This is a genomic window from Pseudomonas sp. MYb13 (assembly GCF_002980075.1).
GTDB classification, from domain to species: Bacteria; Pseudomonadota; Gammaproteobacteria; order Pseudomonadales; family Pseudomonadaceae; genus Aquipseudomonas; species Aquipseudomonas lurida.
In genome coordinates this window covers 14,669-36,886 of record NZ_PCQI01000021.1, presented here as the reverse complement: position 1 = coordinate 36,886, position 22,218 = coordinate 14,669, and the positions used below count along the sequence as shown (strand labels likewise).

17 protein-coding genes and 4 tRNA genes are annotated in these 22,218 nt (G+C 60.1%); 14 read left to right on the top strand and 7 right to left on the bottom strand.

Annotated features, from left to right (window positions below; translation table 11 throughout):
* Positions 1-101: 101 nt before the first annotated feature.
* From CQ002_RS25500 to CQ002_RS25490, 3 genes are read right to left on the bottom strand one after another with little or no spacing between them, the layout of a single operon-like run.
* Positions 102-1,520 (bottom strand): efflux transporter outer membrane subunit, encoded by a 1,419-nt coding sequence (locus CQ002_RS25500; protein WP_105162527.1) that lies wholly within the window; start codon positions 1,518-1,520, stop codon positions 102-104.
* Positions 1,504-2,673 (bottom strand): efflux RND transporter periplasmic adaptor subunit, encoded by a 1,170-nt coding sequence (locus tag CQ002_RS25495; protein WP_105162526.1) that lies wholly within the window; start codon positions 2,671-2,673, stop codon positions 1,504-1,506. The genes CQ002_RS25500 and CQ002_RS25495 overlap by 17 nt, the downstream gene beginning before the upstream one ends.
* Positions 2,663-5,884 (bottom strand): efflux RND transporter permease subunit, encoded by a 3,222-nt coding sequence (locus tag CQ002_RS25490; RefSeq protein WP_105162525.1) that lies wholly within the window; start codon positions 5,882-5,884, stop codon positions 2,663-2,665. The genes CQ002_RS25495 and CQ002_RS25490 overlap by 11 nt, the downstream gene beginning before the upstream one ends.
* 196 nt (positions 5,885-6,080) lie before the next feature.
* Between CQ002_RS25490 and CQ002_RS25485 the strand changes: the two genes are divergently transcribed.
* A complete protein-coding gene (locus tag CQ002_RS25485; protein ID WP_034107280.1) occupies positions 6,081-6,491 on the top strand; it encodes a hypothetical protein in 411 nt (136 codons plus the stop codon).
* Here the strand turns inward: CQ002_RS25485 and CQ002_RS28380 are convergent.
* Positions 6,488-6,649 carry a hypothetical protein gene (locus CQ002_RS28380; RefSeq protein WP_164403658.1) on the bottom strand — a complete coding sequence of 54 codons (162 nt, stop codon included), beginning with the start codon at positions 6,647-6,649 and terminating at the stop codon, positions 6,488-6,490. The genes CQ002_RS25485 and CQ002_RS28380 overlap by 4 nt on opposite strands.
* 210 nt (positions 6,650-6,859) lie before the next feature.
* Between CQ002_RS28380 and CQ002_RS25480 the strand changes: the two genes are divergently transcribed.
* Positions 6,860-7,522 carry a C39 family peptidase gene (locus CQ002_RS25480; protein WP_105162524.1) on the top strand — a complete coding sequence of 221 codons (663 nt, stop codon included), beginning with the start codon at positions 6,860-6,862 and terminating at the stop codon, positions 7,520-7,522.
* Positions 7,523-7,666: 144 nt separating this feature from the next.
* Here the strand turns inward: CQ002_RS25480 and pbpG are convergent, their stop codons facing one another.
* Together pbpG and folD are read right to left on the bottom strand one after the other, a co-directional pair.
* The gene (gene pbpG / locus CQ002_RS25475; RefSeq protein WP_034107277.1) at positions 7,667-8,590 is read right to left on the bottom strand and encodes a D-alanyl-D-alanine endopeptidase; all 924 of its coding nucleotides are present in this window, start codon (positions 8,588-8,590) and stop codon (positions 7,667-7,669) included.
* 208 nt (positions 8,591-8,798) lie between these two features.
* Positions 8,799-9,653 carry a bifunctional methylenetetrahydrofolate dehydrogenase/methenyltetrahydrofolate cyclohydrolase FolD gene (gene folD / locus CQ002_RS25470; RefSeq protein WP_034107275.1) on the bottom strand — a complete coding sequence of 285 codons (855 nt, stop codon included), beginning with the start codon at positions 9,651-9,653 and terminating at the stop codon, positions 8,799-8,801.
* A 279-nt stretch (positions 9,654-9,932) separates the two neighbouring features.
* Between folD and CQ002_RS25465 the strand changes: the two genes are divergently transcribed.
* The 11 genes from CQ002_RS25465 (at position 9,933) to CQ002_RS25415 (ending at position 19,969) form a co-directional block, all read left to right on the top strand.
* A tRNA-Arg gene (locus tag CQ002_RS25465) sits at positions 9,933-10,009 on the top strand.
* Between the two features lie 32 nt (positions 10,010-10,041).
* A tRNA-His gene (locus CQ002_RS25460) sits at positions 10,042-10,117 on the top strand.
* Positions 10,118-10,174: 57 nt separating this feature from the next.
* Positions 10,175-10,259, top strand: a tRNA-Leu gene (locus CQ002_RS25455).
* Positions 10,260-10,336: 77 nt separating this feature from the next.
* Positions 10,337-10,412: transfer RNA gene (locus CQ002_RS25450), tRNA-His, on the top strand.
* 400 nt (positions 10,413-10,812) lie between these two features.
* Positions 10,813-12,123: a trigger factor gene (gene tig, locus CQ002_RS25445; RefSeq protein ID WP_034107271.1), complete on the top strand. Its 1,311-nt coding sequence runs from the start codon at positions 10,813-10,815 to the stop codon at positions 12,121-12,123.
* A 91-nt stretch (positions 12,124-12,214) separates the two neighbouring features.
* Positions 12,215-12,850 carry an ATP-dependent Clp endopeptidase proteolytic subunit ClpP gene (gene clpP, locus CQ002_RS25440; RefSeq protein WP_105162523.1) on the top strand — a complete coding sequence of 212 codons (636 nt, stop codon included), beginning with the start codon at positions 12,215-12,217 and terminating at the stop codon, positions 12,848-12,850.
* A 112-nt stretch (positions 12,851-12,962) separates the two neighbouring features.
* Positions 12,963-14,246 carry an ATP-dependent Clp protease ATP-binding subunit ClpX gene (gene clpX / locus CQ002_RS25435; protein ID WP_003238279.1) on the top strand — a complete coding sequence of 428 codons (1,284 nt, stop codon included), beginning with the start codon at positions 12,963-12,965 and terminating at the stop codon, positions 14,244-14,246.
* A gap of 175 nt (positions 14,247-14,421) precedes the next feature.
* Positions 14,422-16,818, top strand: coding sequence for an endopeptidase La (lon, locus tag CQ002_RS25430; RefSeq protein WP_034107265.1), 2,397 nt, complete (start codon positions 14,422-14,424; stop codon positions 16,816-16,818).
* Positions 16,819-16,966: 148 nt separating this feature from the next.
* Positions 16,967-17,239 (top strand): HU family DNA-binding protein, encoded by a 273-nt coding sequence (locus CQ002_RS25425; protein ID WP_003174819.1) that lies wholly within the window; start codon positions 16,967-16,969, stop codon positions 17,237-17,239.
* A 231-nt stretch (positions 17,240-17,470) separates the two neighbouring features.
* A complete protein-coding gene (locus CQ002_RS25420; protein ID WP_069077722.1) occupies positions 17,471-19,345 on the top strand; it encodes a SurA N-terminal domain-containing protein in 1,875 nt (624 codons plus the stop codon).
* A 99-nt stretch (positions 19,346-19,444) separates the two neighbouring features.
* Positions 19,445-19,969, top strand: coding sequence for a GNAT family N-acetyltransferase (locus CQ002_RS25415; RefSeq protein WP_069077723.1), 525 nt, complete (start codon positions 19,445-19,447; stop codon positions 19,967-19,969).
* Here CQ002_RS25415 and CQ002_RS25410 read toward each other — a convergent pair.
* Complete coding sequence (locus CQ002_RS25410; protein WP_034107256.1) at positions 19,916-21,121, bottom strand: MFS transporter; 1,206 nt, start codon at positions 21,119-21,121, stop codon at positions 19,916-19,918. The genes CQ002_RS25415 and CQ002_RS25410 overlap by 54 nt on opposite strands.
* Before the next feature lie 118 nt (positions 21,122-21,239).
* Here CQ002_RS25410 and CQ002_RS25405 point away from each other — a divergent pair, with 118 nt between their 5' ends.
* Positions 21,240-22,139, top strand: a complete 900-nt coding sequence (locus CQ002_RS25405; protein WP_034107253.1) for a LysR family transcriptional regulator — start codon at positions 21,240-21,242, stop codon at positions 22,137-22,139.
* Positions 22,140-22,218: the final 79 nt, after the last annotated feature.

Here is a 22,218-nt window from a genome sequence, read left to right as displayed (position 1 = left end):
TGGTTGATCCACCGCTATCGCAGGCCAGCCAGCTCCCACATTGTTGAAAGCGTTCACAACTCGAAAATGTGAGAGCCGGGCTTGCCTGCGATGATGCAAGGTCAGGCGCCGGGCTGCCAACCCCCGCCGAGCGCAGTCACCAACCCTACGCTGGCTTGCAGTTGCCGCGTCTGCACCGCTTGCAATGTCCTCTGCGCTTGCAACGCCGCCGTCTGTGCCGTCACCACGTCCAGGTAGCTCACGGCCCCGGCCTGATAGCTGTTCATCGCCAGTGCTTGGGTATGCTGTGCTGCATCTGCCGCCGCTTGTTCATCCTGCGCCTCCTGTTGCAAATCCCTGAGTTGCGCCAGGTTATCCTCTACCTCGCGCACGGCCTTCAGCACCTGGCTGCGGTAGTGCGCGGAGGCTTCTTCGAACTCGGCCTTGGCTTGGCGTTCGTTGGCACTCAAGCGCCCGCCATCAAAGGTCGGCACGTTCACCAACGGCCCCAGCGCCCAATAGCGATTGCTGGCGGACAGCAGGTTACCAACCCCTTGGGTTTGCCCGCCAATCAAGCCGGTCAGGCTGAAATCCGGGTACCACGCCGCTTTCGCCACGCCGATATTGGCGTTAGCGGCAAACACTCGACGCTCCGCCGCCGCAATGTCCGGACGACGTTGCAGCAGATGGCTCGGCAACTGCGACGGGATCCCCGGCAGTGCAATCAATCGCTGGCTCGGCGGCAGGCTGAAGCCGCTGGCCGCCACACCCACCAATTCACCAATGGCGTGCTCGGTGAGGTTGCGCTGGCCACGCACTTCATCCCGCTGTGCCTTGGCCTCGGCGAGCTGATTTTGCGCGCGGGTCAGGTCGAGTTCGGAAGCGATCTGGCCCTCATACCGACTGCGGGTCAGTTGTAGCGCCTGGCTGAAATCATCCAGCGAACGGTCGAGAATTCGCGCCTGTGCATCCAGCCCATTGAGCTGCACATACAACGTCGCCAATTGATGTTGCAAGCTCAGGCGCGCCACAGCCAGGTCGTCGCCGGACGCTTGCGCCTGGGCATCGCCGGCCGCGACCTGGTTGCGGATCTTGCCCCACAGGTCCAGGTCATAACTCAGCGAGAAACCTGCGGTATTGCTGTTGTACACCGACGGCTGCGTATCCCCACGCAAGGGTCGCGAGTCCGACTGGCGCTGGCGCAATGGCTGCGCGCTGGCGGTGATCTGCGGGAACAGCCCGGCATGCAGTTGACTGGCATACGCCTGGGAAGCATCGAAGTGCGCCAGCGCCGCCGCCAGGTCCGGGTTGGCCTTGAGCAGTTGCTGTTGCAGGTCGTCCAGGCGCGTGTCGTGATAGAGCGTCCACCATTGCGGCGCCAGTTGGTCGGACGGCTGTGCGCTGTGCCAGGGGCCATCGCTGGTCTGTTCGCGGTAGTGGGCGGGCAGGTCAGTAGAGGGCACCTTGTAGGTGGGCGCCATCGAGCAGCCCTGCAACGCCAGCAGCATCAATGCCGCGAGGGGCTTAAGCCTTGGGCGCATGCGTACCTCCTGAGGCATCGGCCAGTTGTACCGGGTCGCCTTCGCGCAGGGCGTCAGGCGGGTTGTCGACCACGCGGTCGGCAGGCTTCAGGCCCTGGTCGATGACCAGGCGTTCGCCCAGGTCGAGGCCGATGTGAATACCCTGCAGGTGCACATGATTCTGCGCATCCAACACCGCCACTTGGGTGCCTTGGGCACGGAAGATCAGCGCGCTGGCCGGGATGCTCACGCCATGGGTATCAGCCGGCACCGGCAGGGTGGCTTCGGCGTAGTCGCCGGGCAGCAACTCGCCGTTGGGGTTGTCGGCAACGAATTGCGCGAGCAGGGTGCCGGAGCGGCGGTCGATGGCGGTGGAGTCGCCGATCAGGCGCGCCTTGAAGTGCTCGCCGGGATGCTCGGGCACGGTCAACTCGGCTTCGAGACCTTGGTGGATGACGGCCGCGTAGTTCTGCGGCACCGGCACATACAGGCGCAATTGATGCGTGTCGGCGATGTTGAACAGCTCCGGGTCGCTGTCGGTATCGGCCTTGATCAGTTGGCCTATATCGGTGTTACGCGCAGTGATGGTGCCGGCAAAGGGGGCACGTATCGTCTTGTAGCGCTCCAGTGCCGTCAGCCTGGCATAGTCGGCAGCAGCGGCTTCGGCGTTGGCCTTGGCCGCGGCGGCGTTGGAGGTTTTTTCATCGGCCTCCTGGCGCGACACCGAGTGACTGGCCAGCAGGTTCTGCCAGCGCGTGGCGGTGGTGGCGGCCAGGCGTGCATTGGCCTGTTCCTGCACCCATCGTGCGTGGGTTTGTGCCAGTTGCTGGTCGAGGTCGGGGCTGTCGATCTCGGCGAGTATTTGCCCGGCGTTGACGTGGGTGCCGATGTCGGCCTTCCAGTCCTTGAGGTAGCCGCTGACTCGGGCATGGATAGGCGCCTTGCTCCAGGCTTCCAGGTGCGCGGGCAGCCGCAGGGTTTCGCCCGCCGCGTTCTGCTGCGGTTGGAACACCATCACTTGCGGGACGGCGGCGGTTTCGGTCCAGGCAGTGACCGATCGCTCGTGCAGGGTGCGGGCGTGCAGGCCGTTGGCGACCAACAGGGCGGCCAGGGTCAGGCCGCCGACACCCATGAGCATCAGACGCTTGCGCGAGGGGTTGTGATCAGACGACATGAGACGTTTCTCCAGCAGTTGCGCGAGTAGGGTGACGACCGTGGACCAGGCTGAAGACCACGGGAACAAACAACAGGGTGGCGGTGGTGGCGAGGATCAGCCCACCGATCACCGCACGGCCAAGCGGGGCGTTCTGCTCCTCGGACATCGCCAGCGGCAACATGCCGATGATCATCGCCAGGGCGGTCATGCACACCGGGCGAAAGCGGGTGTAGCCGGCTTCCAGTGCAGCCTTGAGCGCGTCGCCATGTTCGGCCAGGCGTTCACGGCAGAAACTCACCACCAAGATCGAGTTGGCCGTGGCGACGCCCATGCACAGGATCGCGCCGGTCAAGGCGGGCACCGACAAGGACGTGCCGCTGAGGAACAACATCCACACAATCCCCGCCAGTGCGGCCGGCAAGGCGGTGATGATCACGAACGGGTCCACCCACGACTGGAAGTTGACCACGATCAGCAGGTAGATCAGCACCACCGCACCGAGCAGGCCAAAGCTCAGGCCGCTGAATGCTTCGTGCAGCGCGTCGATCTGCCCGTGCAGGCTGATCACCGCGCCTTTTGGGCGCATGGACGCGGTGTCGTCCAGCACTTTCTGCACATCGCGGGCTACCCCGCCGAGGTCGCGACCCTGCACGTTGGCATACAGGTCCAGGGTCGGTTCGATGTTGTAGTGGGTGACCACCGCCGGGCTTTGCACACGGGAAATGGTGGCGACGCCGCCGAGGATCTGCGACTTGCCGTCGGCGCCAGTCACTGGCAGGGCCTCGAGCGAAGGCAGGCTGTCGAGGCGGTATTGCGGGGTGGCCGCAACAATGGAGTAGGACACGCCGTTGGCCGGGTTCAGCCAGAAGGTCGGCGCGACCTGGGAGCTGCCGGCGAGGGAGGCGACCATGCTGTTGGTCACGTCACGCTCGGTGATGCCCAGGCCGTTGGCGCGCATGCGGTCGACGTTCACTTGCAGCGACGGGTAGCCGGTGGACTGCTGGATGCGCAGGTCGGCGATGCCGGGAACGTGCTGCAAACGACGCTCAAGCTCCACCGCATAGGCGCGGTTTTCTTCGTCGCTGCGCCCGGAGATTTTCACGTCCAGCGGGGCCGGGGCGCCGAAGTTGAGGATCTGGCTGCTGATGTCCGCCGGCAGGAAGGCGAAGTGGCTGCCAGGGAAACTTTGCGGCAAGGCTTCACGCAGTTTTTTCACGTAGTCGGCAGTGGGGGCGTGATCTTTTTTCAGGCTGACCTGGATATCGCCATCTTGCGGGCCGATGGTGCCGCTGCTGCTGTAGGCCATGTCGATGCCGCTGAGCGGGATGCCGATGTTATCGACAATGGTATCCAGCTCCCGGGCGGGGATGACTTCGCGAATCCGCGCTTCAATGCGGTCGAAGGCGGCGGCGCTTTCTTCGATACGCGTACCCAGTGGCAAGCGCACGTGAAGGGCCAGGGCGCCTGCATCGGTGGCCGGGAAAAAGTCCTGGCCCAGGCTAGGCAGTAGCAGGAATGACGCCAGTACACAGGCCAGGAAGCCGACGATAAAGCGCCTGCGATTGCCCAGGGCCAAGGTCAGCAGGCCATGGTAGGTGTCGCGGATATTGGAGAAGTGGCGCTCGAAACCTTGCTGGAAATTGAGCACCGATTGCAGCACGGCATTGCGCTGTTTCGTGTGCTGTTCACCTTCATGGTGATTGATGAATTCATCTTCCGGATGATGCCCGGCGCCGGGCTCCGGCATGTGCGGCTTGAGCAGGAACATCGCCAGGGTCGGCACCAGCGTACGTGAGAGGATGAACGAGCTCGCCATGGCAAATATCACCGCCAAAGCCATCGGCCGGAACAAGTAGCCGGCGATGCCCTGCAGCAGAAACATCGGCACGAACACGATGCAGATACACAGCAGCGAGACAAACGCCGGGCCGACAATTTGCGCGGCACCGTCGAGGATCGCGGTCTTCACCGCCTTGCCTTGCTCCAGGTGCCAGTTGATGTTCTCGATGGTCACCGTGGCGTCGTCCACCAGGATCCCCACCGCCAACGCCAGCCCGCCCAGGGTCATCACATTGAGGGTTTGCCCGCTGACCGCCAGCAGTGCGATGGCCGACAGCACGGCCAGGGGAATCGAGGCGGCGATGATCAGCGTCGAACGCCAGCTGCCGAGGAACAGCAGGATCATCGCGCTGGTCAGCAGCGCGGCGATGATGCCTTCCTGGGCTACGCTGCCCACCGATTGCTTGACGAACACCGAGGCGTCGCCCAGCAGGGAAGTCTTCAGCGATGGCGGCAGGGTTTCGTTGATACGCGGCAGCATCTGGCGGATGCCGTCGATGATCGACAGGGTCGAGATGCTGCCGTTTTTCAGCGCCGGCATCAGCACCGCGCGGTGGCCGTCGACGCGCACGATGTTGGTTTGCGGCGGCGAACCGTCACGCACGTGGGCCACCTGACCGATGGTGATCAGCGCACCGTCGACCGTCTTGATCGGCAAGTCGTTAAGTTCATCGATGGCCTTGGGGCTGTTGTTGAGCAGGATCGTGTATTCGTTGGGGCCCAGTTTGGCCGTGCCCACCGGGATGATCTGGTTCTGCAACGCCAGGGCATTGCCCACGTCCTGGGCTGACAAACCCTTGGCGGCCAGCGCTTGCGGGTCGAGGTCAAGGGTGATCTGGCGTTGCTTGCCGCCCATTGGCGTGGGCATGGCCAGGCCGGGCAGGGCGCTGAGGGGCAGGCGGATATTGTTCTGTACCAGGTCGCGGATCTTGGCTTCCGAGAGGCTGGGGCTGGAGAACGCCATCTGCAGGATCGGCACCGTGGAGGCGCTGTAGTTGAGGATCAGTGGCGGCGTGATGCCCGGCGGCATCTGCTTCAACACGGTTTGTGACACCGCGGTCACCTGGGCGTTGGCGGTGCGGATATCGACGCCGGGCTGGAAGAAGATCTTGACGATGCCCATGCCGGGCAGGGATTGCGATTCGATATGTTCGATGTCGTTGACGGTGGTGCTCAGGGAGCGTTCGTAGGTGTAGATCACCCGGCCCGCCATGGCGTCCGGCGACAGGCCGTTGTACTGCCAGACCACGGCGACCACAGGGATGCCGATATCGGGGAAAACGTCAGTGGGGGTGCGCAGGGCCGCCATCGGCCCGATGATGCAGATGAATATGGCCAACACGATAAACGTGTACGGCTTTTGCAGTGCGGTCTTTACCAGCCCGAGCATGCGTGAACCTCCAGAGGAGCAGGATTGCAAACCCCGGCAGTCTCAGGCGACCCACCTAACACGCACCTTTCAGCCAGGTGAAGGAACATTTAGGTAAGGGCTGAAGATCGTTTCATATGTATTCATTTGTTCTGGGCAGGTCCGCTCCGCAAGCTTGTAGCCCATCGGACACATTGTCTTTCTTTGGAGCCCTGCCATGTCACTCAAACCACTGTTGTTGATTCCAGCCCTCGGTGCTGTCCTGTTGTTGTCGGCGTGCGCCGGCCCGATCCCAAAGGCGGACCCGAGCGAAGCGTGGATTGGTCTGAAAGAAGAAGCCCCGAACGACCTGATGGCCGAACGCTTGGACGGCAAGCGCGTGGACGACGGGCGCTTTTTTGAAGTGCCGCCGGGCGATCATCGCTTGGATGTCACCCTGTTTGAGGAAGAGCCTGGCGACGACAACCAGCAGGACTGCCAGGGGCGCGTGGAATACAAGCACTTCAAGGCGGGCGAACACTACACCCTGGTCGAATCCAGCCTGGGCACTACCGTGCGCGCCTCCTTGATGGATGCCCACGGCAAGGAAGTCGCGGCGACGCAGGATTTCAATTGCATGCCTGGCTAGGCGTGATGCACCGCCGCCTTATGGGCCTTGGCGGGCACAGCAGGTTTTGCGTGGGGGTGATGGTGCCGGCGGGTAATGCGCAACACCCCCCACAACATGGCGCCGGCAACCGCCAGCCAACCGCAGATCAACAGGAAAATCGTCGTTGCAAGGCTCATTCGGGCCTCCTTTCGCCCCGTCCGGGGCACACACAGTCTTCTCAATGGACAGTCTAGCTACCTGGCGGTTGCCTGCTATTGACCAATGGTCGCGTCCTTCCAACTTCTTTGCTCTATCCACTCCCTTTACTAAGCCTGCGGGCTATACCCGCGTGGCCGGGCGTCCTATGATCAGGGCCCTTACCGGCAGTTGATCAAGAGAGTAGAAAATTGCGGTTACGGTCGAACCTTAAAACATCCGTTCTGTTGGCCTGCGCCCTGGGGCTTGTGGCCTGTTCCGCGACGCCATCGAGGCTGGCGGGGCTGCCGGAGCGTGTCGAGCTCAATGGCGTGCCGACGTTTCGCAGCGAGGCTTATCAGAGCGGTCCTACAGCGTTAGCCAGCATGCTGTCGCAACAAGGCATTGTCATGACACCGGGGCTGCTGGACAAGCCGCTGCACCTGCCGGGCGGGGAGGCAGACCTTGAGCGCAACATGCAGGTGCTGGCGCGTGAGTACGGGCTGATGGTGTACCCGCTGGACGCGAAGCTGACGGCGGTGCTGGCGCAGGTGGCGGCGGGTTATCCGGTGATGGCTCGGATTGGCGGCGGGCTATGGTCGGACGCGCACTACGTCGTGGTGGTGGGGTTCAATCAACAGAAAAGCACGGTGTTGCTGCGCTCGGGCATGGATCGGCGGCTGCTGATGAGCTTCAGCGACTTTGAGTCAAAGTGGCGCAGCGCCGGGAGTTGGGCAATCCTCACCCAGCGTCCGAGCCAGTTGCCGGCCAACGTGGACGCGCAGCGCTGGCGGGATGCGGCCAATGCCACGGCCCAAGCTGGGCAGGAGCCGGCTGCGGCGCAGGCGCTGAAGGTGCTGGCGGAAAAAAAGTAACGGCCAGCACCTGGGCGCCAATGAATGCACCGGGTTTGCCCGCGATGCGGGCATTGAGGGGGTTCAGTTGCCCCGCGGTGTCGCTATCGCAGGCAAGCCAGCGCCCACACAAGCGGGCGCTCAATACTTTGGAAGGTGGCTGCGCTAGCGACGGACTTCGGCGGCGTTAGCTCTGTTCTTCAGGTTCTTGTCGGCCTTGTAGCGCAACGCGACGTCCGGCACCGAACCGCTCTTGCCGGTCTCGACCCAATTGCGAATACGGCTGGCATCGGCAAAGTGGGTGAATTTGCCGAAGGCATCCAGGATCACCAGCGACACGGGGCGGTTACCCATGCTCGTCACCAGTACCAGGCAGTGACCGGCCTGGTTGGTGAAGCCCGTCTTGGTCAGCTTGATGTCCCAGTTGGCGCGGTTGATCAGGTGGTCGGTATTGGAGAAGCCCAGGGTGTAGTTGGGCTTGCGGAACGACACGGTCTTTTCCTTGGTGGTGCTCAGTTGGCTCAGCAACGGATAGTGGCGTGCGGCGGCCAGCAGTTTGCTCAGGTCGCGGGCGGTGGACACGTTGTGGATCGACAGCCCGGTGGGTTCTACGTAGTGCGTGCTGGTCATGCCCAGCGCCTTGGCCTTGGCGTTCATCGCGGCGATGAAGGCTGCGTAACCACCCGGGTAGTGGTGGGCAAGGCTCGCGGCAGCGCGGTTTTCCGAGGACATCAGGGCGATCAGCAACATTTCCTTGCGCGGCATCTGGCTGCCGATCTTCACGCGCGAGAACACCCCTTTCATCTCGGGCGTGTCGGTGATGTTGATGTCGATGTACTCATCCATATTCTGCTTGGCTTCGAGCACGATCAGGCCGGTCATCAATTTGCTCACCGAGGCGATCGGTACGACCACGTCGGGGTTGCTGGAATAAATGACCTTATTGGTTTGCAGGTCGACCAGCATGGCGCTGCCGGAGGCGATTTGCAGTTTGGAGGTGTCACGCGGGGCCTGGGTAGTTTCGGCGGCGTGCGCAAAGGTGCCTGTAAATGCAAAAAATAGGCTGACAAGAGAAAGACGAATTTTCACGCGGATGAACTCGCTAAAAAGTAAGGAAATAACCGTTCGGGAACGGGTTTTTGATAAATGCCGTTACATTTTAGGAGTATGGATTAGAAACTGTCGAATGTTCTTCTAGAACCGGACGAAAGTGCTTAAAAACTAAGAAAAAACAGGGTTTATTGCGGCCAATAAAAAGCCCTGCGATAAGGCAGGGCTTTTTCAGTACACCTGGTTATTAACCGTGCAGGGTTTCTGCAGCATACAGCGTGTTTTCCAGCAGGCAGGCGCGGGTCATCGGGCCGACGCCCCCCGGCACGGGTGTAATCCAGCCGGCGCGGGGCAGGGCGGTTTCGTACACCACGTCGCCTACCAGCTTGCCGTCTTCCTGGCGGTTGATGCCCACGTCGATGACGATGGCGCCTTCCTTGATCCACTCACCCTTGACCAGGCCCGGCTTGCCGGCGGCAACCACGACCAGGTCGGCGCGGCCGACGTGGCCGGCGAGGTCTTTGGTGAAGCGGTGGGTGACGGTCACGGTGCAGCCGGCCAGCAGCAGCTCCATGGCCATCGGGCGACCGACGATGTTGGAAGCGCCGACGACCACGGCATCAAGGCCGTACAGGTCGACACCGGTGCTTTCCAGCAAGGTCATGATGCCTTTTGGGGTGCATGGGCGCAGCAGCGGGATGCGCTGGGCCAGGCGGCCGACGTTATAGGGGTGGAAGCCGTCGACATCTTTGTCCGGGCGAATGCGTTCGAGCAGTTTGGACGCATCCAGATGCTCGGGTAACGGCAGCTGCAGCAGGATGCCATCGATTGTCGCGTCGTCGTTGAGGCCGTCGATCAGGTCGGTAAGGGCCTGCTGGGTGGTCTCGGAAGGCAAGTCGTAGGCCTTGGAAATAAAGCCGACCTCTTCACAGTCTTTACGCTTGTGCGAGACATAAACCTGAGAGGCAGGATCGCTGCCGACCAGGATCACCGCGAGGCCAGGCGTGCGCAGGCCTTGCTGGCTGCGCTCGGTGACTCGTTTGGCGATCTGCTGGCGCAGGCTGGCGGCGATTGATTTGCCGTCGATAAGTTGTGCAGTCATTACGCGTGATTAACCATCGAGAGGGGGAAGAAAAGTGCGCGCATTCTCGCATGCCAGCGCGTGAGGGCAAAGGCGCTTGGTCTGCAAATTGCCCTAACCCCTTAAATAAAATGAATTTTTTTCAAAAAAGATTTGACGGGTTTCGAGGGCGTCTATACTATTCGTCGCACTTGTCGGGCACAGCCTAGCACTGGTTAAGAAGGTCGAGCAGAATAGATGATTGTTCTGCAAGGCTGGAAGCACTTAGTTTGTAATCCTCCAAGAGTACAGATTAATCAGGCGCCCGTAGCTCAGCTGGATAGAGCATCCGCCTTCTAAGCGGATGGTCGCAGGTTCGAGTCCTGCCGGGTGCGCCATTAGGCAGCTTTGGCACAAGTAGCGCTATATGGTGGGCGTAGCTCAGTTGGTAGAGCACGGGATTGTGACTCCCGTTGTCGAGGGTTCGATCCCCTTCGTCCACCCCATATTTTGAAAAGGCGCCAGATTAATCGTCTGGCGCCTTTGCTTTAAGAGCTTCAAGCGCGGATGTGGTGGAATTGGTAGACACACTGGATTTAGGTTCCAGCGCCGCGAGGCGTAAGAGTTCGAGTCTCTTCATCCGCACCAAATAAAGCTTGGCCCCGTTGAGAAGCGGGGGAGGGCTCAACAAAGAAGTGGTTTGGTTTCTTTGTTAACGCAATATGGTGGGCGTAGCTCAGTTGGTAGAGCACGGGATTGTGACTCCCGTTGTCGAGGGTTCGATCCCCTTCGTCCACCCCATATTCGAAAGGCGCCAGATTTAACAGTCTGGCGCCTTTTTTGGTTTCAGCGGTTCGAATATTCCGCGGCTGCAGGTACTGGGTCGCAATGGCAGGGCGTTTCGTCGTATTTATGTATCTCGATGATGCCGCACTGCCTGCCGGCCCTGTTCGAAGGGTTGGCCGTCAGGGAGATGGATGACGACTTCTTCTATATATAGAAGGGGCGGCGCAGAGCCCTGGCGTGATGGGCTGTATTTGTCACCGGGGCGAGGTACATCAGTGCCTTCGTACCGATAAATTGCCGGCTGTTTTCGGGCGTATTTCCAGTAGGGTGACTTCTTGAGTTTGACCCACTAGAATGCATGCCCTTGATTGGGGTCGGAAATGGCCGGCTAACGTCTGTGCAACGAGGAATATCCATGCAAGTTTCTGTTGAAAATACTACTGCTCTTGAGCGCCGCCTGAGCATCACCGTGCCGGCTGAGCGTATCGAGACTGCGGTCAACAAGCGTCTGCAGCAGACTGCCCAAAAGGCCAAGATCGCTGGTTTCCGTCCAGGCAAAGTGCCAATGAGCGAAATCAAGCGCCGTTTTGGTGCCGATGCGCGCCAGGAAGCTGTCGGTGACGTGATCCAGGCTTCCTTCTACGAAGCAGTGGTTGAGCAAAAGCTGAACCCGGCTGGTTCGCCGTCGATCGAGCCTAAGTCCCTGGAAGCAGGCAAAGACCTGGAATACGTTGCCGTATTCGAAGTGTTCCCTGAGTTTGAAGTGGCCGGTTTCGACGGTATCGCTATCGAGCGCCTGAGCGCCGAAGTGGCTGATTCGGACTTGGACAACATGCTGGAAATCCTGCGCAAGCAGAACACCCGTTTCGAAGTGGCCGAGCGTGCTGCCCAGAACGAAGACCAGCTGAACATCGATTTCGTTGGCAAGGTTGACGGCGAAGCATTCGCTGGCGGCTCCGCCAAGGGTACTCAGCTGGTGCTGGGTTCCAACCGCATGATCCCGGGTTTCGAAGACGGCCTGGTTGGCGCCAAAGCCGGTGAAGAGCGCGTTCTGAACCTGACCTTCCCTGCTGACTACCAGAACCTGGACCTGGCTGGTAAAACCGCCGAGTTCACCGTGACGGTCAACAGTGTTTCCGAGCCTAAGCTGCCAGAGCTGAACGAAGAGTTCTTCGCTCAATTCGGTATCAAGGAAACCGGCATCGAAGGCTTCCGCACCGAAGTTCGCAAGAACATGGAGCGCGAGCTGCGTCAGGCCATCAAGTCCAAGGTCAAGAACCAGGTCATGGACGGTCTGCTGGCCGCCAACCCGATCGAAGTGCCTAAGGCCCTGCTGTCCAACGAAGTGGATCGCCTGCGCGTGCAAGCTGTTCAGCAGTTTGGTGGCAACATCAAGCCTGACCAACTGCCGGCCGAGCTGTTCGAAGAGCAAGCCAAGCGCCGCGTCGTGCTGGGCCTGATCGTGGCTGAAGTGGTCAAGCAGTTCGACCTCAAGCCTGACGAAGACCGCGTTCGCGAAATGATCCAGGAAATGGCTTCGGCCTACCAGGAGCCTGAGCAAGTCGTGGCTTGGTACTACAAGAACGATCAGCAGCTGAACGAAGTGCGTTCGGTTGTGCTGGAAGAACAAGTTGTGGATACTGTTCTGCAGAAGGCTAAGGTGACCGACAAAGCGGTCTCTTACGAAGAAGCAGTCAAGCCGGCGGAAGCAGCACAAGCCGACTGATTGTCCAACTCGTTGGAAATTCAACCATAAGCCAGCCTCGCGCTGGCTTATGCGTTTTCAAGACATGACTATTTGGGAGTAACTGCAGAGCATGTTCCGTAATTCCTATATTCAGCAGAACTCTGATATCCAGGCCGCAGGCGGCCTGATCCCGATGGTTGTCGAGCAGTCCGCTCGTGGCGAACGCGCCTACGACATCTACTCGCGCCTGCTCAAGGAGCGAGTGATCTTTCTGGTGGGCCCGGTAGAGGACTACATGGCCAACCTGATCTGTGCGCAGCTGCTGTTCCTTGAAGCGGAAAACCCGGACAAGGACATCCATCTCTACATCAACTCCCCGGGCGGTTCGGTGACTGCAGGCATGTCGATCTACGACACCATGCAGTTCATCAAGCCTAACGTGTCGACCACCTGCATCGGCCAGGCTTGCAGCATGGGCGCGTTCCTGCTGACAGCAGGTGCCGAGGGCAAGCGTTTCTGCCTGCCTAACTCGCGCGTGATGATTCACCAGCCATTGGGCGGTTTCCAGGGCCAGGCGTCGGACATCGAAATCCACGCCAAGGAAATCCTGTTTATTCGTGAGCGTCTCAACACGCTGATGGCCAAGCACAGCGGGCGTACCCTGGAAGAAATCGAGCGCGACACCAACCGCGACAACTTCATGAGCGCCGAAGCGGCCAAGGAATATGGGCTGATCGACGCAGTGATCAGTCAGCGCCCCGCTTAACATAAGCCACTCAAAATAGGGCTGGTCGGCATGTCCGACCACTGGCGGGCTTGAAAAAGCCCGCATAAGCCTTCATCTTGTGTTGCAAGCCTATCGGATTTGGATCGAACGAATGACTGACACCCGCAACGGCGAGGACAACGGCAAGCTGCTCTATTGCTCCTTCTGTGGCAAAAGCCAGCATGAAGTACGCAAGTTGATTGCCGGCCCCTCGGTGTTTATCTGCGACGAATGCGTCGACCTGTGCAATGACATCATCCGTGAGGAGGTGCAGGAAGCCCAGGCCGAGAGCAGTGCGCATAAATTGCCTTCGCCTAAAGAAATCAGCGGCATCCTTGACCAGTATGTGATTGGTCAAGAGCGTGCAAAGAAGGTTTTGGCCGTAGCGGTATACAACCACTACAAGCGCTTGAACCAGCGTGACAAGAAAGGCGATGAAGTTGAACTCGGCAAGAGCAACATCTTGCTGATCGGTCCTACAGGCTCGGGTAAAACCCTGCTTGCAGAAACCCTCGCTCGCCTGCTGAACGTTCCGTTCACCATCGCCGACGCCACCACCCTTACCGAGGCTGGCTACGTGGGTGAAGACGTCGAGAACATCATTCAGAAACTGCTGCAGAAGTGCGACTACGACGTTGAGAAGGCCCAGATGGGTATCGTCTACATCGACGAAATCGACAAGATCTCGCGCAAGTCGGACAACCCGTCGATCACCCGGGACGTTTCCGGTGAAGGCGTGCAGCAGGCGCTGTTGAAACTGATCGAAGGCACGGTTGCTTCCGTACCGCCCCAGGGCGGCCGCAAGCACCCGCAGCAGGAATTCCTTCAGGTTGATACGCGCAACATCCTGTTCATCTGTGGCGGTGCGTTCTCCGGTCTGGAAAAAGTTATCCAGCAGCGTTCCACCCGTGGTGGCATCGGTTTCAGTGCAGAAGTGCGCAGCAAGGAAGAAGGCAAGAAGGTGGGCGAGTCCCTGCGTGAAGTCGAGCCTGACGATCTGGTCAAGTTCGGTCTGATCCCGGAATTCGTTGGCCGTCTGCCGGTCCTGGCTACGTTGGACGAACTGGATGAGGCCGCTCTGATTCAGATCCTCACCGAGCCGAAGAACGCCCTGACCAAGCAATACGCCAAGTTGTTCGAGATGGAAGGTGTAGACCTCGAGTTCCGTACCGATGCACTCAAATCAGTGGCCAAGCGGGCACTGGAGCGCAAGACCGGTGCACGTGGCCTGCGTTCGATTCTTGAAGGCGTCTTGCTCGACACCATGTACGAAATCCCCTCGCAGTCCGAGGTGAGTAAAGTGGTGATCGACGAAAGCGTTATAGAAGGCAAGTCCAAGCCACTGTATATCTACGAAAACAGTGAGCCGACTGCCAAGGCTGCGCCAGACGCGTAAGCGTTGCGCAGTTTCGGTATGAACAAAGGGGCCTCCAGGGGCCCCTTTGTTTTTGCGGCGTTTTTTACGCCAGGACGTTTACTGCGCTTAACTGCTGGCAATAAGCTTGTTTTTTTTGCATGCAGCCCCCATCTTGGTTTCAAGCTTACTTTTCAACTGTCATAGAGGCGAAATCATGAAGACAACCATTGAATTGCCTCTCCTGCCGTTGCGCGATGTCGTCGTTTATCCGCACATGGTTATCCCGCTGTTCGTGGGGCGCGAGAAGTCTATCGAAGCCCTCGAGGCCGCGATGACGGGCGACAAGCAGATCCTGCTGTTGGCCCAGAAAAATCCTGCTGACGATGATCCAGGCGAAGACGCCCTGTATCGCGTCGGTACCATTGCTACCGTGCTGCAATTGCTCAAGCTGCCTGATGGCACCGTCAAGGTGCTGGTGGAAGGTGAGCAGCGTGGCGCGGTCGAGCGCTTCATGGAGGTCGATGGCCACCTGCGCGCTGAAGTGGCGCTGATCGACGAAGTCGAGGCCCCGGAGCGCGAGTCCGAAGTATTTGTACGTAGCCTGCTTTCGCAATTCGAGCAGTATGTGCAGTTGGGCAAGAAAGTCCCGGCTGAAGTCCTGTCCTCCCTCAACAGCATCGATGAGCCGAGCCGCCTGGTCGACACCATGGCCGCGCACATGGCGCTGAAAATCGAGCAGAAGCAGGACATCCTCGAAATCATCGACCTGTCGGCACGTGTTGAGCACGTGCTGGCGCTGCTGGATGCCGAGATCGACCTGCTTCAGGTTGAGAAACGCATCCGTGGTCGCGTGAAGAAACAAATGGAGCGCAGCCAGCGCGAGTACTACCTGAATGAGCAGATGAAGGCCATTCAAAAAGAACTCGGCGACAGCGAGGAAGGCCACAACGAAATCGAAGAGCTGAAAAAGCGCATCGATGCCGCCGGCCTGCCTAAAGACGCCCTCACCAAGGCGACCGCCGAGCTGAACAAGCTCAAGCAGATGTCGCCGATGTCGGCCGAAGCCACCGTGGTGCGCTCCTACATCGACTGGTTGGTGCAGGTGCCGTGGAAGGCGCAGACCAAAGTGCGCCTGGATCTGGCCCGCGCTGAAGACATCCTCGACGCCGACCATTACGGCCTCGAGGAAGTCAAAGAGCGCATTCTCGAATACCTCGCCGTGCAGAAACGCGTGAAGAAAATTCGCGGTCCGGTGTTGTGCCTGGTGGGCCCGCCTGGGGTGGGTAAAACCTCCCTGGCCGAGTCGATTGCCAACGCCACCAACCGTAAATTCGTGCGCATGGCCCTCGGCGGCGTACGCGATGAAGCGGAAATTCGTGGTCATCGCCGTACGTACATCGGTTCGATGCCGGGAAGATTGATTCAAAAGATGACGAAGGTGGGCGTTCGCAACCCGCTGTTCCTGCTCGATGAAATCGACAAAATGGGCAGCGACATGCGTGGCGATCCTGCGTCGGCCTTGCTCGAAGTGCTCGACCCCGAGCAGAACCACAATTTCAACGACCATTACCTGGAAGTCGACTACGACCTGTCCGACGTGATGTTCCTGTGCACCTCCAACTCCATGAACATCCCGCCAGCGTTGCTGGACCGGATGGAGGTGATTCGTCTGCCGGGCTACACCGAAGACGAGAAGATCAACATTGCCGTCAAGTACCTCGCGCCCAAGCAGATTTCGGCCAACGGCCTGAAGAAGGGCGAGATCGAATTCGAGGTCGAGACCATCCGTGACATCGTGCGTTACTACACCCGCGAGGCCGGTGTGCGGGGCCTTGAGCGTCAGATTGCGAAGATCTGCCGCAAAGCGGTGAAGGAACATGCACTGGAAAAACGCTTTTCGGTGAAGGTCACGGCTGACTCCCTGGAGCACTTCCTGGGCGTGCGTAAATTCCGCTACGGCCTGGCTGAGCAGCAGGATCAGGTCGGCCAGGTGACTGGCCTGGCGTGGACCCAGGTGGGCGGCGAGTTGCTGACTATCGAAGCCGCGGTGATCCCAGGTAAAGGCCAACTGATCAAGACCGGTTCCCTGGGTGACGTAATGGTCGAATCCATCACCGCCGCCCAGACCGTGGTGCGCAGCCGTGCCAGGAGCCTGGGGATTCCCCTGGACTTCCACGAGAAGCACGACACCCACATCCACATGCCGGAAGGGGCGACCCCGAAAGACGGCCCTAGCGCTGGCGTAGGCATGTGCACGGCCCTGGTTTCGGCATTGACCGGCATTCCGGTGCGCGCCGATGTCGCCATGACCGGGGAAATTACCCTGCGTGGCCAGGTGTTGGCCATCGGTGGCCTTAAAGAGAAATTGCTTGCTGCACACCGGGGTGGCATCAAGACCGTGATCATTCCTGAAGAGAATGTTCGCGACTTGAAGGAAATTCCTGACAATATCAAGCAAGATCTTCAGATTAAACCGGTTAAATGGATTGACGAGGTCCTGCAAATTGCGCTGCAATACGCGCCGGAGCCCTTGCCGGATGTGGCTCCGGAGATAGTTGCAAAGGACGAAAAACGCGAGTCTGATTCCAAGGAAAGAATTAGCACGCATTAATGCGTTAAAGCCTGGGTGCTTCCTTGACAGCTTTTTAGAGCCCTTGTTATAAAGCGGCTCTTAAGTGTCTGTAGGCCATTCAGCACTGGTTTTTGCTTTCACCAAAAAACTTAGAATCATACTCAATAGATATATAAGGGGACTTAGAGTGAACAAGTCGGAACTGATTGATGCTATCGCTGCATCCGCTGATATCCCGAAAGCTGCTGCTGGCCGTGCGCTGGATGCAGTAATCGAATCCGTCACTGGCGCTCTGAAGGCCGGCGACTCCGTGGTACTGGTAGGCTTCGGTACTTTCTCTGTGACTGACCGCCCAGCTCGCACTGGCCGTAACCCACAGACTGGCAAAGCACTGCAAATCGCTGCTGCCAAGAAACCAGGTTTCAAAGCCGGTAAAGCCCTGAAAGAAGCCGTTAACTAAGCCTCGATCAAGCCTTTGCCTACCCGGGTCGAACGCAGGTTCGACCTGGCAGCGGAGCGGCAGCTGACCCACGTATCCAACGGGTCGCCACGCCGGGGGTGTGGGTTCAAACCCCCGTCCGCTCCGCCAGTTACGAGAAGGCGCATCCTCGGATGCGCCTTTCTTCTATCCGGACTCTACCCACGCTCCACGGTTGCCTATTTTTGAAGTTCAACCGTTTCTGGGGGACGCATGCTGCAAAATATCAGGGACAATTCACAAGGCTGGATTGCCAAGACCATCATCGGGATCATCGTCGCATTGATGGCGTTCACCGGTATCGAAGCCATTTTCCAGGCTTCGGGTAACAGTAAGCAGGACGTGGCCAAGGTCAACGGTGAAGAGATCACCCAGACCGAACTGAGCCAGGCCGTCGACATGCAACGTCGCCAGCTGATGCAACAGCTGGGCAAGGATTTCGATGCTTCCCTGCTGGACGAAAAACTGCTGCGCGAAGCGGCCCTCAAGGGTCTGATCGATCGCAAGCTGCTGCTGCAAGGCGCCGCCGATTCCAAGTTTGGCTTCTCTGAAGCTGCGCTGGACCAAGTGATCCTGCAAACGCCGGAATTCCAGGTGGACGGCAAGTTCAGCGCCGAACGCTTTGACCAGGTGATCCGTCAGCTGGGCTACAGCCGTATGCAATTCCGTCAGATGCTGACCCAGGAAATGCTGATCGGCCAGGTTCGCGCAGGTATTGCCGGCAGCGGTTTCGTCACCGATTCCGAAGTGCTGGCATTCGCCCGTCTGGAAAAACAGACCCGCGACTTCGCGACCGTCAATATCAAGGCCAACCCTGCCGCGGTGAAACTCACCGACGACGAGGTCAAGGCTTACTACGACCAGCACGCCAAAGAGTTCATGACCCCTGATCAAGTGGTCATCGACTACCTGGAACTGAAGAAGTCTTCCTTCTTCGACCAGGTTGCCGTGAAGGACGAAGAGCTGCAGGCTGCCTATCAGAAAGAAACTGCCAACCTCGCTGAACAGCGTCGTGCCGCGCACATCCTGATTGAAGTCAACGACAAGGTCACCGACGCGCAAGCCAAGGCCAAGATCGAAGAAATCCAGGCACGCCTGGCCAAGGGTGAGAAGTTCGAAGCCCTGGCCAAGGAGTTCTCCCAAGATCCAGGTTCGGCCAACAATGGCGGCGATCTGGGCTTTGCTGGCCCGGGCGTCTATGACCCGGACTTCGAAGCAGCCTTGTACGCGCTGAACAAAGACCAGGTTTCGGCGCCGGTGCGCAGCACCTTCGGTTGGCACCTGATCAAGCTGTTGGGCGTTGAAGCACCGCAAGTACCGACGTTTGCCAGCCTGAAAGACAAGCTGACCAAAGAGCTCAAGACCCAGCAAGTCGAGCAGCGTTTTGTCGAAGCGACCAAGCAATTGGAAGATGCGGCATTCGAAGCGTCTGACCTGGCTCAGCCAGCGTCCGACCTGAAGCTCACCGTCCACACCTCGGCGCCGTTTGGCCGTGATGGTGGCGAAGGTGTTGCGGCCAACCGTGCCGTGGTCACCGCTGCGTTCAGCCCGGAAGTGTTGGATGAGGGTGCCAACAGCACCGCCATCGAACTCGACCCGGAAACCATCATCGTGCTGCGTGCCAAAGAGCACCTGAAGCCTTCGCAACTGCCGCTGGAAAGCGTTGCAGCGGCGATTCGTACGCAGATGGCCAAGGAGCGCGCCAGCGCTGCTGCCAAGGCTCACGCTGACGAGTTGATCGCCAGCCTGCGTGATGGCAAGACCCCACTGAACCAGCCGGTCGACGGCCAGGCCTGGAAGGTCACTGAAGCGGCTACCCGTAGCCAGGAAGCGATCGACCCGGCCGTGCTGCAAGCCCTGTTCCGCATGCCCAAGCCTGCGGCCAAGGACAAGCCGACCTTCACCACTGTGACCCTGGCTGACGGTAGCCTGGTGATCGTGCGCTTGAACGGCGTCAACGAAGCTGCTGCCCCAACCGACGAAGAAAAGGCGCAATATCGCCGCTTCCTCGCTTCCCGTGTGGGTCAGCAGGACTTCGCGGCCTACCGCAAACAGCTGGAAACCAAGGCTGACATCAAGAAGTACTGATGTCGGTTTGAACAAGAAGCCCCCGGCCTGAAAAGACCGGGGGCTTTTTTATGTGCGCTAGACTCAGCGTTCGTTAACACCGACCAAGGAGTGTCAAGGGTGTCCATTCAAGGAACAGAAGGCTGGGTTATCCGTCGCGCCAGCGCAGCGGATGCCCCGGCAGTGCTGCACGTGTTTGATGATGTAATTGCCTGGTTCGTTGGCATGGGCAATAACGCTCAATGGGGCATTGAGCCCTGGTCGGCCTTGCCACGCCGAGTTGAGCAAGTCACACAGGCCTGTGCGTTGCCGGGGGCCTGGGTGGTCGAGGCGTCCGACGGGCGTATCCTGGCGGCCCTTGTGCTGGGTGACCCAATGCCTTACGTGCCGGCTGCTTCCGAGCCGGAGGTCTATGTGCGATTGCTGATCGCAGCGCGTGATGCGCGTGCGCGCGGATTGGGGCGCCGTCTGTTGGCCTTCGCCGATGAGCGTGCCCGCGCCGCCGGGGTGATGCGCCTGCGTGTGGACTGCTACGCCGGCGGCACGGGTGATCTGGTACGTTTTTATCAGTCGTGCGGGTATCAGCGTATCTCAACGTTCGATCTGGAAGGGTGGCCGGGCCAGTTGTTGGGGCGCCGCCTGTAGCGCACCGGCCAAGGCCAGTAGCATCAGCACCACCACCGCCCACGCAAATGCGGTGATGCCCCACCCCTGGAGCAACACGCCGCCCACCAGTGCGCCACCTGCGATGCCCAGGTTCCACACCGTCACCAGCATCGATTGCGCGGCGTCCGCCGACTCGCCTGCCGATTTGGCCAGCGCCGTTTGCAGCAGCGCTGGCAGCCCGCCGAACGCCAGGCCCCACAACGCCACGGCGATGTAGATGACCGCTGGCAGGTTCATCCAGAACGCCATTGCCAAGGCAACCAGGCCAAACAGTGCGCAACTGATCAGCAGCAGTGTGCGTAGCCACCGGTCAATCAAAGCGCCGGCCAGCCAGAGGCTCACCAACGCGGCCAGGCCGAACACCAGCAGCACTTGGTCGATATCGGCGGCAATGCCCGCCGGCACCAGCAGTGGGGCGATGTAGGTGTAGAGAATGTTGTGGGCCAGGACGTAGGTAAACGTCACCCAGAGCACCGGACGAATCCCCGGCAGGGTCAACACTTGGTGAAGGCCCAGTCGTTTTCCCGCCCGTTCGCCAGCGAAGTCCGGCAGTTGCAGGCGCGCCCAAATCAGTAGCACCAGCGTCAGCGCGGTCATGACCGCAAAGCTCAGGCGCCAGCCAACGGCGGCACCCAGGAAGGTGCCTGCGGGGACACCCAGTGACAGCGCCAGTGGCGCGCCCAGCATCGCCACGGCAATGGCCCGACCTTGCAGGTGGGGCGCAACCATTCGGCTGGCATAGCCGGCCAGCAGTGCCCAAAGCAGCCCGGCGAATACTCCGGCGAAGAAGCGTGCCACCAGGGTCAGCCCATAGTGGCTGGAAAGGGCGGTCACGCTGTTGACCAGGGCAAAGCCGCCAATCGCTGCCAGCAGCAAAGGACGGCGTCGCCAGCCGCGCGTCAACAGCGTCAGCGGGATGGCGGCCACGAGTGAGCCAAGGGCGTACAACGTGACCAACTGGCCGACCAGCGCGGGTGACACGCCCAGGCCTTCGCCCATCTGTGGCAGTAGGCCGGCGGGCATGGCCTCGGTGAGGATGGTGATAAAGCCAGCACTTGCCAAGGCTAACAAGCCGCCCAGCGGCAACGTTTCTTCTTGGGCTGTCACGGGGGAATCGGTGAGGGATGTCATCGCACGCTATCCATGTAAAAGGGCAAGCGGGCAGAGTAGGGGGCTGTGGCCGGCGGAAAAACAGGCTAAGGTTCCGAACTTATCGGACTTCAGTGTCCTTAATACTCGGGGCAGGATCATGGACAGCTTGGGGAGCCTTTCGGTATTCGTGCAGGTGGCAGAGACGCGCAGCTTTACCGTCGCCGGGCGTGTACTGGGTGTGTCATCTTCGGCCGTCGGCAAGAGCATCGCACGCATGGAAGAGCGCCTGGGCGTGCGGCTGTTTCACCGCAGCACCCGCAGCATCACCCTGACCAGTGAAGGCGCGCTGTTCCTGGAGCGATCGCGGCGTATCCTGGCCGAGGTCGAAGCGGCCGAGCGCGAACTCACGGAGGCCAGCGGCGCGCCCCGTGGCAAGTTGCGCGTCAGCGTGCCGCAAGTGCGCGGCCTGTTGATGCCGGTGCTCAGCGATTTCATGCGGGCCTACCCGGAGATCGAACTGGATGTGGACTTTTCCGACCGCATGGTGGACGTGATTGAGGAAGGCTTCGACGCCGTCATCCGTACCGGTAAACCGGAGGATTCGCGCTTGATGGCGCGTCACCTGGGGCATTACCAGTTGGTACTGGTGGGCACTCCCGGCTATTTTCGCCAGCACGGGACTCCGCAGCAGCCGCAGCAGTTGAGCGAACATGCCTGCCTGCGCCATAAATTCTGCGCCACGGGCAAGCTGGAGCCCTGGCCTTTGCGCCTGGCAGCCGGCGCCTCGGAGCCCGTCTTGCGCACGCCGTTGGTCAGCACCACCATCGAGTCCCTGAACCATGTGGTGCACGAAGGGTTGGGCATAGCCTGCCTGCCGGACTATATGGTCAACCAGGCCGTTGCCGATGGGCGCCTGCAACGCGTGCTGGATGACTACCTGGAACACCGAGGCAGTTTCTGGATGTTGTGGCCATCAAGTCGCCATGCCTCGGTCAAATTGCGTGTGTTTATTGACCATATGTGTGCAGGCCTTTTTCCTGCAGGTGTTGCAATCTAAGGCTGTGACGTTTTACCGACAGGAATGCGCGCGCCAAGGCCTCTTTCTGTTGCACAATACCGCCCGGACCGTTTTCCTC

Excerpts from the sequence above, each read along its gene's own strand:
- CQ002_RS25490 (WP_105162525.1), bottom strand. The coding sequence starts at position 5,884 with ATGCTCGGGCTGGTAAAGACCGCACTGCAAAAGCCGTACACGTTTATC.
- lon (WP_034107265.1), top strand. The coding sequence starts at position 14,422 with ATGAAGACAACCATTGAATTGCCTCTCCTGCCGTTGCGCGATGTCGTC.
- CQ002_RS25405 (WP_034107253.1), top strand. The coding sequence starts at position 21,240 with ATGGACAGCTTGGGGAGCCTTTCGGTATTCGTGCAGGTGGCAGAGACG.
- tig (WP_034107271.1), top strand. The coding sequence starts at position 10,813 with ATGCAAGTTTCTGTTGAAAATACTACTGCTCTTGAGCGCCGCCTGAGC.
- CQ002_RS25420 (WP_069077722.1), top strand. The coding sequence starts at position 17,471 with ATGCTGCAAAATATCAGGGACAATTCACAAGGCTGGATTGCCAAGACC.
- CQ002_RS25410 (WP_034107256.1), bottom strand. The coding sequence starts at position 21,121 with ATGACATCCCTCACCGATTCCCCCGTGACAGCCCAAGAAGAAACGTTG.
- folD (WP_034107275.1), bottom strand. The coding sequence starts at position 9,653 with ATGACTGCACAACTTATCGACGGCAAATCAATCGCCGCCAGCCTGCGC.
- CQ002_RS25500 (WP_105162527.1), bottom strand. The coding sequence starts at position 1,520 with ATGCGCCCAAGGCTTAAGCCCCTCGCGGCATTGATGCTGCTGGCGTTG.
- clpX (WP_003238279.1), top strand. The coding sequence starts at position 12,963 with ATGACTGACACCCGCAACGGCGAGGACAACGGCAAGCTGCTCTATTGC.
- CQ002_RS28380 (WP_164403658.1), bottom strand. The coding sequence starts at position 6,649 with ATGAGCCTTGCAACGACGATTTTCCTGTTGATCTGCGGTTGGCTGGCG.
- CQ002_RS25495 (WP_105162526.1), bottom strand. The coding sequence starts at position 2,673 with ATGTCGTCTGATCACAACCCCTCGCGCAAGCGTCTGATGCTCATGGGT.
- CQ002_RS25485 (WP_034107280.1), top strand. The coding sequence starts at position 6,081 with ATGTCACTCAAACCACTGTTGTTGATTCCAGCCCTCGGTGCTGTCCTG.
- clpP (WP_105162523.1), top strand. The coding sequence starts at position 12,215 with ATGTTCCGTAATTCCTATATTCAGCAGAACTCTGATATCCAGGCCGCA.